The organism is Streptococcus caprae (genome assembly GCF_042649745.1).
GTDB classification, from domain to species: domain Bacteria; phylum Bacillota; class Bacilli; order Lactobacillales; family Streptococcaceae; genus Streptococcus; species Streptococcus caprae.
On sequence record NZ_JBHRZV010000049.1, the window covers coordinates 84,744 to 95,609 of the forward strand.

Consider the following 10,866-nt stretch of genomic DNA (forward strand, 5'->3'; position numbering starts at 1 on the left):
TTCTCTTTTGGAGAGGTCAATCGGTCTGGTCTATTGAGATTTTGACTGTGAATTACAGAGTTTTTTCAGGATCACGGACGATGAGCAAATCAACCTTGGCATGCCTTAGGATATATTCAGATGAAGAGCCAATTAGGAGACGTTCAAAGGCATTAAGACCTGTGGCTCCGACCATGATAAGATCAGCCCCAACTTCATCTGGAATCTCAGTTGCCAGGAGCGTTTTTGGGTTTCCAAGTTCAAGAATGGTCTCGATGTCTGTAACACCTGCTGCCATGGCAGTTGTACGATGTTCATCTAAGATAGCCTTGGCCTCTTGCTCGATGATTTCGTAGTTACTGGCATCCAGTGTATTGACATTTTGAAGGGCGCGTGTATCAATGATATGTGCTAAAACCAACTTGGCATGGTTACGTTTAGCAACTGCGACACCTTTTTCAAAGGCGAGTTCAGCTTGGTCAGAACCATCAATACCAACCAAAATTGTTTTATATACGTGGGTCATAAGAAGGCCTCCTTTGTTGAATATGGTGTCATGGTAGGGACGTATTCTCTACTAATGATAGTTTTATTATACCATAAATTGGAAACGTTTGCTTGAATTTGTTGGAGTTTATCAGAAAAAAATTCTTTTACATTTCCTAGAAATAGGGTTATAATTGAACAGTAATTGACAGATGGAACCTCGTTTTAGCTCGTTTACACAAGATTATTTGCTATTGTATCAGTAGTATGTTTGGAATCAAATTTAAGACTTCCTAATTGAGGTTGAATTTTTCTATGATTCATTTTCAAATCATTCAATTTATGATGGTTGAGGTTTGTGTTGCAGAGGCTAAAGGGATTACAATCAAGAAAAGAGGTTAGAAAATGAGACAAATTGATAAATCATCAAAGCTTGAACATGTAGCTTACGATATTCGAGGTCCTGTTTTGGATGAAGCGATGCGTATGCGGGCTAACGGGGAAAAAATCCTTCGTTTAAACACGGGTAATCCTGGTGAATTTGGCTTTACAGCCCCTGATGAAGTGATTCGTGATTTGATTTTGAATGCACGTGATAGTGAGGCGTATTCCGATTCAAAAGGTTTATTCTCTGCTCGTAAGGCAGTTATGCAGTACTGTCAACTTAAAAATTTCCCAGATGTTGATGTGGACGACATCTACATGGGAAATGGGGTTTCAGAACTGATTAGTATGTCTATGCAAGCCTTGTTAGATGATGGTGACGAAGTTTTGGTGCCAATGCCAGACTATCCACTCTGGACTGCCTGTGTCAGTCTTGGTGGAGGTCGTGCCGTTCACTATCTCTGTGATGAAGCTGCAGACTGGTATCCCGATTTGGATGATATTCGGTCAAAGGTAACCTCAAATACAAAGGCTATCGTTGTCATCAACCCTAATAATCCGACAGGAGCTCTTTATCCAGTAGAGATTTTAAAAGGAATTGTAGAGATTGCGCGTGAAAATGAACTGATTATTTTTGCGGATGAAATATATGATCGTTTGGTCATGGATGGTAAGCAGCATACTGCTATCGCAAGTTTAGCGCCAGATGTGTTCTGTGTCTCCATGAATGGTCTGTCTAAATCACACCGTGTTGCAGGTTTCCGTGTTGGGTGGATGGTTCTTTCGGGCCCTAAAGATAATGTTAAAGGCTACATTGAAGGTATCAATATGTTGGCTAATATGCGTTTGTGTTCTAACGTTTTAGCGCAACAAATTGTACAGACTTCTCTAGGGGGGAGGCAGTCTATCGATAAACTCCTTTTACCAGGTGGTCGCATCTATGAGCAAAGGAATTTCATTTACAATGCCATCAATAATATCCCTGGTTTGTCGGCGGTTAAACCACAAGCTGGGCTGTACATCTTCCCGAAAATTGATCGACAGATGTATAAGATTGAGGATGATGAGCAATTTGTCCTAGAATTTCTCAAGCAGGAGAAGGTTATGTTGGTTCATGGACGTGGGTTCAACTGGAAGGATCCTGATCACTTCCGTATTGTTTATTTGCCAACGGTGGAAGAGCTAGCAGACTTAGAAGAGAAGATGACCCGCTTCCTCAAGCAATATCGGAGATAAAGCTTAATAAAATAAATCGTGTCCATGGGCTCGATTTTTCGTCCTTATTTAAAAAAATGGCCTAGATTAAGAAATTTTCAAAAAGAACTTTCAAAACTGTCAAAATTGTAGAAAAAAGTCAACAATTTTCTGAAAATTCCTTGCTCAAAATCCTTGGATTTGTTATAATAGGAGCGATTACAATTAAATGGAAAGTGATTTACAAATGACTTTACTAGAAAAAACAAGAAAGATTACCTCAATTTTACAACGTTCTGTAGATAGTTTAGATACAGAATTACCTTATAATACAATGGCAACACAGTTAGCAGATATTATTGACTGTAATGCCTGCATCATCAATGGTGGCGGAAATTTTCTTGGTTATGCTATGAAGTATAAGACTAATAATGACCGTACCGAACAAATGTTTGAGGAAAAACAGATTTCAAAAGAATATACGACAGCAGCAAGTCGTGTGTATGATACAATCGCTAATATACCGATTAGTGATGATTTGACCATCTTTCCAATTGAATCTCGGGATGAGTTTCCGGATGGGTTAACAACCTTGGCTCCAATTTATGGTGGTGGAATGCGTCTAGGTTCTCTTATTATTTGGCGAAATGATGAGAAATTTGAAGATGATGATTTGGTTCTCGTTGAGATTGCTTCGACTGTAGTTGGTCTGCAATTGCTGAACTTACAAACAGAAAATCTTGAGGAGAAAATTCGCCAACAGACGGCTGTGAACATGGCTATCAATACCCTATCGTACTCTGAAATGAAGGCTGTTGCAGCGATTTTGGGAGAACTAGATGGACTTGAGGGTCGTCTGACAGCATCAGTTATTGCAGATCGTATCGGAATTACGCGTTCGGTGATTGTCAATGCTCTTCGTAAACTGGAGTCTGCTGGTATCATTGAGAGCCGTTCACTTGGAATGAAAGGAACCTACCTCAAGGTTATTAACGAAGGTATCTTCGATAAACTCAAGGATTACCAATAAAATGACTAAAGCACTGATTTCTATTGACTATACTTATGATTTTGTGGCAGACGACGGGCTTTTAACGGCTGGTCGTCCTGCTCAAGCCATAGCAGATCAGATTGCTGAAGTGACGCGTGAAGCCTACGATAGAGGGGATTACATCTTCTTTGCAATCGATGGTCACGATAAAGGTGATGTTTTTCATCCAGAAACTAAACTTTTTCCTCCCCATAATATCAAGGAGACTAGTGGACGTCATCTCTATGGTCCCCTAAAGAAGGTCTACGATAGTATTGGTTCTGACAGTCGTGTTTTTTGGATGGACAAACGTCATTATTCAGCCTTTTCTGGAACGGATTTAGATATTCGTTTACGAGAACGTCGTGTAGATACGGTGATTTTGACTGGTGTTTTGACAGATATTTGTGTGCTTCACACAGCCATTGATGCTTACAATTTTGGTTATCAAATTGAAGTTGTCGAGAGTGCAGTGGCAAGTCTTGATGATGCTAGACATTCGTTTGCCTTGAATCATATGACACAGGTGTTGGGAGCGAAGATTATTAAATAAAGGAAAAAGCTGAGGTTGATTCTTGGCTTTTTTGTCTAGCTAACTTTTGTTAGGTGAGTTAAATCTGTCTCCGTATTTTGTATATACTCCGCTATCTTCATAGAAAAAAAGGGGCTTTTATGGTAAAATAAATCGTTAATACTCTTTAAAACTCAAAATTGTACGTCATAGGATGCCCATGTCTAAATCTTATATGTTTGGGTTAACCTATCTCGTCTAATGAGGATTTGAGTGAGTAAACTTTTAATACTGAAGGAGAAAGCATGAAAATTTCAGAAGAAGAAGTGCGCCATGTGGCCAAGCTCTCTAAGCTGTCCTTTTCAGATGAGGAAACAACTGCCTTTGCGACGACCTTGACGAAAATTGTAGACATGGTAGAGCTTCTGGGCGAAGTGGACACGACGGGTGTGCCGATTACAACGACTATGGCTGACCGTAAGACGGTTGTCCGTGCGGACGAGGCCCAAGCAGGAACGGACCGCGAATTGCTCTTTAAGAATGTGCCTGAAAAGGAAAACAACTTTATCAAGGTGCCTGCTATCCTAGAAGACGGAGGAGATGCCTAATGCGTTTGCAAGAACAAACCATCGACCAGCTGCACGACTTGTTGGTTAAGAAAGAAATCTCAGCGGTTGAATTGACTAAGGCTACGCTGGCAGACATTCATGCGCGTGAAGACCAAATCAATGCCTTTATTACTATAGCTGATGACTTGGCCTTGGAACAGGCCCAAAAGATTGACGCTGCAGGCATTGACGCTGACAACGTCCTAAGCGGGATTCCTTTGGCGGTCAAGGACAATATTTCGACCAAGGGCCTGCTGACGACAGCTGCTTCCAAAATGCTCTACAACTACGAGCCGATTTTTGATGCAACAGCGGTTGCCAATGCCTATGACAGCGGCATGGTTGTCATAGGAAAGACCAACATGGACGAGTTTGCCATGGGTGGCTCTGGTGAGACCTCTTACTTTGGTGCGACCAAAAATGCCTGGGACCAGACCAAGGTACCAGGTGGATCGTCTAGTGGTTCAGCTGCAGCTGTCGCTTCTGGTCAGGTGCGCCTGTCACTAGGTTCTGACACGGGTGGTTCTATCCGTCAACCAGCTGCCTTTAACGGGATTGTTGGTCTCAAGCCGACCTACGGAACGGTTTCGCGTTTCGGTCTCTTTGCCTTCGGGTCTTCTTTGGACCAAATCGGGCCGTTCTCTCCAACCGTTAAGGAAAATGCCCAACTGCTCAACGTCTTAGCGAGTAGCGATGCCAAGGATGCCACATCGGCTCCCGTCCGCATTGACGATTACACGTCTAAGATTGGCCAAGACATCAAGGGACTGAAAATCGCCCTGCCAAAAGAGTACCTGGGGGACGGGATCAATCCAAACATCAAGGACAATATCCTAGCTGCTGCCAAGCACTTTGAAAAATTGGGTGCCATCGTTGAAGAAGTGAGTCTTCCGCACAGCAAGTATGGTGTGGCGGTTTACTACATCATCGCGTCATCCGAGGCTTCTTCTAACCTCCAACGCTTTGACGGCATCCGCTACGGTTTCCGGGCAGAAGATGCGACCAACCTAGAAGAAATCTACGTCAACACCCGCAGCCAAGGCTTTGGTGACGAGGTCAAACGCCGGATTATGCTGGGAACCTTTAGCTTGTCTTCTGGATACTACGATGCCTACTTCAAGAAGGCTGGTCAGGTGCGGACCCTCATCATTGAGGACTTCAACAAGGTCTTTGCGGACTATGACTTGATTTTAGGCCCAACAGCGCCAACCGTTGCCTACGACTTGGGCAGCCAAAGCCAGGATCCTGTAGCTATGTACTTGGCGGATCTCTTGACCATTCCGGTTAACTTGGCAGGTCTTCCGGGGATTTCCATTCCGTCTGGATTTGTCGATGGCTTGCCAGTCGGTTTGCAGCTGATTGGTTCAAAATACAGTGAAGAAACCATCTACCAGGTTGCGGCAGCTTTTGAAGCAACGACAGACTACCACAAGCAACAACCTGTGATTTTTGGAGGTAACGCCTAATGAACTTTGAAACCATTATCGGGCTTGAGGTCCATGTGGAGCTCAATACCAACTCCAAGATCTTCTCCCCATCCTCTGCCAACTTTGGCCAAGAGCCAAACGCCAACACCAACGTCATTGACTGGTCTTTCCCTGGGGTCTTGCCTGTCATGAACAAGGGCGTCATTGACGCGGGAATCAAAGCTGCGCTGGCCCTCAACATGGACATCCACCAGCACATGCACTTTGACCGCAAGAATTATTTCTACCCGGATAATCCCAAGGCCTATCAGATTTCCCAGTTTGACGAGCCCATTGGCTACAATGGCTGGATTGACATCGAGCTAGAGGACGGCACCACCAAGAAAATCCGTATCGAACGGGCTCACTTGGAAGAAGATGCTGGGAAAAACACCCACGGAACAGATGGATACTCTTATGTCGACCTCAACCGTCAGGGGGTGCCCCTGATTGAGATTGTCTCTGAAGCCGATATGCGCAGTCCTGAAGAAGCTTATGCCTACTTGACAGCTCTCAAGGAAATCATCCAGTACACGGGCATTTCCGATGTCAAGATGGAAGAAGGGTCCATGCGGGTCGACGCCAACATTTCCCTGCGTCCCTATGGTCAAGATAAATTTGGAACCAAGACCGAGCTCAAAAACCTCAATTCCTTCTCCAATGTCCGCAAGGGCTTGGAATACGAAGTGGCTCGTCAGGCCAAGGTCCTCCGCAGTGGTGGGCAAATCCGTCAGGAAACCCGTCGCTACGACGAAGCCAACAAGGCTACCATCCTCATGCGGGTCAAGGAGGGGGCTGCGGATTACCGTTATTTCCCAGAACCAGACCTGCCACTCTATGAGATTTCAGACGAGTGGATTGAGGAGATGCGGACAGAGCTTCCAGCCTTTCCAGCAGAACGTCGTGAACGCTACAAGACTGAGCTTGGACTTTCTGCCTACGATGCTAGCCAGCTGACGGCAACCAAAGTCACTTCAGACTTCTTTGAGCAGGCGGTCGCCATCGGTGGCGATGCCAAGCAGGTTTCCAATTGGCTTCAAGGCGAGGTTGCTCAGTACCTTAACACTGAAAGCACAACCTTGGACAAGATTGCTCTCACACCAGAAAATCTGGTCGAGATGATTGGCATCATCGAAGATGGGACTATTTCGTCTAAGATTGCCAAAAAAGTCTTTGTCCACCTGGCGAAAAACGGTGGTTCAGCCCGTGAGTATGTCGAAAAAGCAGGGCTGGTACAGATTTCAGACCCAGCGGTCTTGATTCCAGTCATTCACCAAGTCTTTGCTGACAACGAAGCAGCCGTTGCTGACTTCAAGTCCGGCAAGCGCAATGCCGACAAAGCCTTTACAGGTTTCCTCATGAAAGCCACTAAAGGCCAAGCCAATCCACAAGTAGCCCAACAGCTCCTTGCCCAAGAATTGGCGAAGTTGTTAGAAGAATAAACAAGACCACTCGAATGAGTGGTTCAGACTGAAGACAAACATCATTTTGATGTTTGTCTTTTTACATATTTCAGTCGAGAAAATGACTAATTTTGATCAAATAGTCTTATGTTTTGAAGGCCTTATGTATCCGTTTGCAAATACAAGGGAGGGTGTTATAATAAAGATAAAGGAGGCGATTGGTATGGGGCGCATTATCATCAGTCGTGAATTGTCTTTTTTCCGTGCCCGTCAAGTCGTGAGGGTCTACGCAGACGGAAAGCGAGTCCGTAACTTATACAGTGAAGGTGAAATCAAGACCTTGCCGATTGAGCATGACAGAGTCGAAGTTCAGGTCAAGGAATGGGGCCTCAAGTCCAAGCCAGTGACGGTCAAAGATGGGCAGACCGTCCTTATCTACCCAAAGATGTCTTTGGTTTGGACCTATTATGTCTTGATGATTGCTTGGTTTGCTCTTTGTTACTGGTGGTTTACGACCCACCCGTGGCCCATAGAAGACTGGGATTCACCTTGGCGGTACTGGTATACAGTTGCTATGAGTTTCAGTTTCTGGGTTCCAGCCTGGATTGTTCGCTACCTGCCAATTTTTACCACGAGTGTCACTGACGACTTCCCTAGTGGCTACTTGCCAAGCTAGCATGAACCTGCTAACTGATAAAGCAAGCCTATCTACTTCAAACATTAATGATGGAGTAGAGGGCTTTTTTAGTAAGAGTGTGGTGGACTGGGGAATAAGATTTTGTAGAGTTGTTACCAATTTCTTTGTTCTGTCTTTTTTGCTCTTATAATAGCTGAGCTTTCACCTTAATGAATGGTCGTCGATTGTCTGCTCTGCTATTTTTTAATCCGAAAGTTATGACTTGGAAAAACAAATAAATGGAACGAAAAAAATAGTTCGTATATTTCACCGGGAATGCTTAAAAATATTTGGATTTGAGTAAAAAAGAAGGATAATAAAGGGAACAATCATTATTTTGCCATAGGAGGCCATGATGGAAAAGATTTACACAGGAAAGACCAAAGACGTCTTTGCGATTGATGATGCAACAGTGCTCTTGCACTTTAAGGATGATGTGACCGGTAAAGACGGTGTCTTTGATCCAGATGAAAACTAGTTTGGTCTACAAATCGAGGGAGCTGGCTGTGCAGCCCTTTCTATGACCAAGTTCTTCTATGAAAAGCTCAATGCCGTAGGTCTCAATACCCACTTTGTCTCTGCTGATTTGGATAAGAACGAAGCGGCTGTCAAGAAGTCTTCCGTCTTTGGAAAAGGTGCAGAAGTTATCGTTCGCTATCGTGCTGTTGGTTCCTTTATCCGTCGTTATGGGGACTACATCGAGTCAGGTAGTGAGTTTCCAACTTATGTTGAAGTAACGCTTAAAGACGATGAAAAAGGAGATCCACTGATTACAAAAGATTCCTTGGCACTCTTAAACATCATGACACCAGACACTTATGAAGAATTAGCAGCTCTAGCTAAAGAAATTGGTGATGTGGTTAAGGCTGAATTGGCCAAGAAAGATCTAGAACTCTACGATATCAAGTTTGAGTTTGGTTTGATTGATGGCAAGGTTGCCCTCATCGATGAAATTTCTGGTGGAAACATGCGTGCCTACCGTGGAGACGAGTACATCTTGCCATTGGAATTGGAAAAAATCTTACTAGGTTAGAGTCGAGTAACAAGAGGGAGGTGAGTACTCCCTCTTGTTATAGCTGAAATTATATTAAGAAAAATTACAATTTTTCTGTTTTTTAGAATTAAATTCTTTCTGAAAACATTCTTGAAAATGCCTATATTGAAATCTTGCTTTAGGTGGTTTTGAAGATTAGTTATAGAAAAAATTTGGTCAAACTATGCTTTTGAATAGAAATGTGCTATAATGAATTCAGAGTTTTAGGAAACTCGGGTGTTTATTGTTAGGGGCTTCTAGCCTCTTCGCGTTGAAAAGGAGAAATTTATGAAATTGAAATCTCTATTTAAGAGTTTATTACTTTTACCTATCTTAGTGCTCTTGGTAGCTTGTTCCCAAAGTCCTAAAGATACTTTTATTTCCCGACTGAAGGCGAGCCAAACAGATAAGGCTGTTGGCTATAAATTTGATGTTACGGTTAAGGATATTGTTGCATCGGATAGTGCCTCACAAGATTTTTCTTCGTTGAAAAATAAAACGTTTAGTTTTGATGTTAACATGTCAGAAAAACGTGATAAATTTGGTGTTACCATGGATTTATCAGCCTTGTCTGAGGGAGTTTCAAAATTGGATATGGTATTGGCAAATGATACCTATTACATGAGTGCTGATGCGGTTGCTAGCTATGCAGGTCTTGATAGCTCTGCATTTGAAGGCTACTACCTTGACGGAGAAGAATACACAGGTCAAGAAGTTTTTGACAGTAGCAGTTTTTCTGAAGAAACTAAAGCAGATTATTCTTGGTATAAAGAACTTGCGGATGATAAGTACACTAAAGATGACGATGGTAATGTCACTTTGACCTTGACAGTAGCAGAACTTTTAGAGGTTGCTAAGGAAAATGCCAAGGCGACTGACCAAGAAGAAACAGAAACCTATCTTAAATTAGCTCAAGCAGCCCTGTCAGATGATTCGAAAGTAACCATTACGATGGCGGAAGATAACTCAGGTAAAATGGATATGGATTTGATTTTTGCTTCAGGTGTTGACTATGGGGTTAAATCAGTGAAATTAAACATGACTTATAAGCAAGTTGACTACACTGAACCAAAAGTTCCAAGTAAAGATAAAATCTTGACTAAGAGCCAGTTTGAAGAAAAGGTTATGAGCAGCTATAAGATTTCTGATGAAGAGTTCAAAGAAATCTATTCTATGGTTGAAGGACAGGTGGCTAATGCAACTCAAGAGGACGTTCAAGCCTACATTGATAGCATTTCAAGTTATTTGACGGATGAACAACTCAAGAAGATGGAAGAGCTTAAGGCCAAGGCTGGTCAATAAAAATGAGGGAGTGATGAGCTCCCTTTTTGTGTGGATTTATGATAAAATAGCGACATTATACGGCTCTTTGTCAACTGTAGTGGGTTGACCAATTTAACACCGAGAGAGGACAGGACTTGTCTTCTCTCGTTTTATGTTTATGGCAATGAAAATACGAGTTTTGAAGTTTTCAAAGTTTCTGAAACCAAAGGCATTTCGCTTAATGACCTTGATGATATTGTTTGTCGCTTCGAGTTTAGCGTTGGAGTAAGGCAGTGCCAAGGCATTGACAATATCCTTGTCTTTCAAGAATGTCTTGAACACCGTCTGAAAGATAGGATTTACGCTATCAAGTGTTTTTTGGATAAGCTCAAAAAACTGGTCAGCTTGCTTTTCTTGGAAATGGAAAAGTAGGAGCTGATAAATCTCGTAGTGCTCTTTCAGTTCTTGGGAATAGCTGAGCAGCTTTGTGACAATTTCCTGATTAGTCAAGTGCATGCGAAAAGTCAGGCGATAGAAGCGTTTATCGCTAAGTTTTCGACTGTCTTGTTGTATCAATTTCCAGTAGCGCTTGAGGGCCTTGTATTCGTGGGATTTTCGGTCAAACTGATTCAGTACCTTGACGCGTAGCCTGTTCATGGCCCTGCTCATGTGTTGGAGTAAAATAGTCCAGTGGACTATTTTAGCCTCGAGCTAAGAAATTCGAAAGCGAGGGGTGGAAACGATCAAGGACTATTTTAGCAGATGGAAATAGTTTCTTAGCGATGTCGTAGTATGGGCTGAACATGTCCATGGTGATGACCTTGACCCGGCTT

Annotated in this window: 9 protein-coding genes and 2 pseudogenes; 9 read left to right on the forward strand and 2 right to left on the reverse strand. The window is 42.9% G+C overall.

Annotation, left to right across the window (positions count from 1 at the left end):
* Window positions 1–52: 52 nt before the first annotated feature.
* Complete coding sequence (locus ACFORF_RS06675) at window positions 53–505, reverse strand: universal stress protein (RefSeq protein ID WP_380426627.1); 453 nt, start codon at window positions 503–505, stop codon at window positions 53–55.
* Window positions 506–870: 365 nt separating this feature from the next.
* Between ACFORF_RS06675 and ACFORF_RS06680 the strand changes: the two genes are divergently transcribed.
* The 9 genes and pseudogenes from ACFORF_RS06680 (at window position 871) to ACFORF_RS06720 (ending at window position 10,072) form a co-directional block, all read left to right on the forward strand.
* Window positions 871–2,085, forward strand: coding sequence for a pyridoxal phosphate-dependent aminotransferase (locus tag ACFORF_RS06680; protein WP_380426629.1), 1,215 nt, complete (start codon window positions 871–873; stop codon window positions 2,083–2,085).
* Window positions 2,086–2,290: 205 nt separating this feature from the next.
* Window positions 2,291–3,073 (forward strand): GTP-sensing pleiotropic transcriptional regulator CodY, encoded by a 783-nt coding sequence (gene codY / locus ACFORF_RS06685; RefSeq protein WP_380427085.1) that lies wholly within the window; start codon window positions 2,291–2,293, stop codon window positions 3,071–3,073.
* A 1-nt stretch (window position 3,074) separates the two neighbouring features.
* Window positions 3,075–3,626, forward strand: a complete 552-nt coding sequence (locus ACFORF_RS06690; protein WP_380426631.1) for a cysteine hydrolase family protein — start codon at window positions 3,075–3,077, stop codon at window positions 3,624–3,626.
* Window positions 3,627–3,889: 263 nt separating this feature from the next.
* The gene (gene gatC / locus ACFORF_RS06695) at window positions 3,890–4,192 is read left to right on the forward strand and encodes an Asp-tRNA(Asn)/Glu-tRNA(Gln) amidotransferase subunit GatC (RefSeq protein ID WP_380426633.1); all 303 of its coding nucleotides are present in this window, start codon (window positions 3,890–3,892) and stop codon (window positions 4,190–4,192) included.
* A complete protein-coding gene (gene gatA, locus ACFORF_RS06700) occupies window positions 4,192–5,658 on the forward strand; it encodes an Asp-tRNA(Asn)/Glu-tRNA(Gln) amidotransferase subunit GatA (RefSeq protein ID WP_380426635.1) in 1,467 nt (488 codons plus the stop codon). The genes gatC and gatA overlap by 1 nt, the downstream gene beginning before the upstream one ends.
* A complete protein-coding gene (gatB, locus tag ACFORF_RS06705) occupies window positions 5,658–7,100 on the forward strand; it encodes an Asp-tRNA(Asn)/Glu-tRNA(Gln) amidotransferase subunit GatB (RefSeq protein WP_380426637.1) in 1,443 nt (480 codons plus the stop codon). The genes gatA and gatB overlap by 1 nt, the downstream gene beginning before the upstream one ends.
* A 184-nt stretch (window positions 7,101–7,284) precedes the next feature.
* The gene (locus tag ACFORF_RS06710; RefSeq protein ID WP_380426639.1) at window positions 7,285–7,737 is read left to right on the forward strand and encodes a hypothetical protein; all 453 of its coding nucleotides are present in this window, start codon (window positions 7,285–7,287) and stop codon (window positions 7,735–7,737) included.
* 355 nt (window positions 7,738–8,092) lie between these two features.
* A pseudogene (locus ACFORF_RS06715) lies at window positions 8,093–8,770 on the forward strand (phosphoribosylaminoimidazolesuccinocarboxamide synthase).
* A 288-nt stretch (window positions 8,771–9,058) separates the two neighbouring features.
* A complete protein-coding gene (locus ACFORF_RS06720; RefSeq protein WP_380426641.1) occupies window positions 9,059–10,072 on the forward strand; it encodes a hypothetical protein in 1,014 nt (337 codons plus the stop codon).
* 93 nt (window positions 10,073–10,165) lie between these two features.
* On the opposite strand, the pseudogene ACFORF_RS06725 reads toward ACFORF_RS06720, so the two are convergent.
* Window positions 10,166–10,866: pseudogene (locus ACFORF_RS06725) on the reverse strand (transposase); the annotation flags it as partial.